The organism is Psychrobacter sp. A3 (genome assembly GCF_028823565.1).
GTDB lineage: Bacteria > Pseudomonadota > Gammaproteobacteria > Pseudomonadales > Moraxellaceae > Psychrobacter > Psychrobacter celer.
Genome location: NZ_JAPEHS010000159.1, coordinates 1 through 1021 on the forward strand (window position 1 = coordinate 1; position 1021 = coordinate 1021).

Genomic DNA, 1021 nt, shown 5'->3' on the forward strand with positions numbered 1-1021 from the left:
ACGCCGCCGACAGGTGTGGAGATTATCCGTCAGTATTAGTTGCCCATCAAAACTCACTACTCATTGATACTAGTGACGCCTCGGGATTAGCAGAACTAAGAGCCGTCTACACATAAGGCGCAGCTGGACAATGTGCGGCGTCAATCTCAGCGCTACTTGGCTGACGAAGAATCTCAATGGACACTGTCTGCGCCTCTTGCCAGTCAATCAAACCTAGCTGCGCAAACGCTGCCAGCCAGCCTGCCATCGGCCAATGCTGCCATTTGTCATAAAAGCGATTGGCATTAATCACTATGCTATCGAGATGATTGAGTGGCGGCCGGTAGACACTGTGCTGCTGATGGTAAACCACATCATTGGTCAGATAAAAATCAATGTCTAAAGCACGTGCCATAAAAGCAAAATCTGTGTCTTCAGCGCCGTAGCCGATATAATCGGTATCAAAGCCACCAATCCGCTCAAACTGATGACGCATTATCGCAAAGCATAGACTCCAAAATGCGCCATAGTCTTGCGTTTTTTTAATATTAGCATCGACATTGTCATTGCGCTGTTGGGTAAAGTTATCACGATAAGGGTTAAATACCGACAGCTGGTCTAAAGCGTCAGACGCCATTTGACCTTGCTGTAGTTGACTACCTTCATCATCCGTCAAAGGGCGCGTTAAATAACGTGGCTGTCCCATCAGTAGCGCATCAGGATGCGTTTGCAATTTATCATATAACCCTTCGATAAAGTCATAGGCGACGATACAATCCACATCCAAGAAAATCATAGCCTCATAACTAGCACGTGCAGCGCCAAGATTACGGTTACGACCGATATCAAACGAGGCGCTACTCGTCAATCCATGCTCAGTCGCTGTAGTCGTTGCTATCTTAATAATATTTAAATCGTAATCTGCCAGACGTTCAGCCTCGGCGTCATCATTAACGATAACCACCTCGCGCGGCCTAACGCTGCCTTGCGCCAGACTAGCAAGTAGATTATAAAGATGACGATTGCGCCCATAGCAAGTCGT

1 protein-coding gene is annotated in these 1021 nt (G+C 47.1%); it reads right to left on the reverse strand.

Translation table 11 applies throughout. The features are described 5' to 3' along the window. Nucleotides 1-106: 106 nt before the first annotated feature. Nucleotides 107-1021, reverse strand: a 915-nt coding sequence (locus NK638_RS12265) for a glycosyltransferase family 2 protein (protein ID WP_274633231.1), incomplete at its 5' end; no start/stop codon positions are given.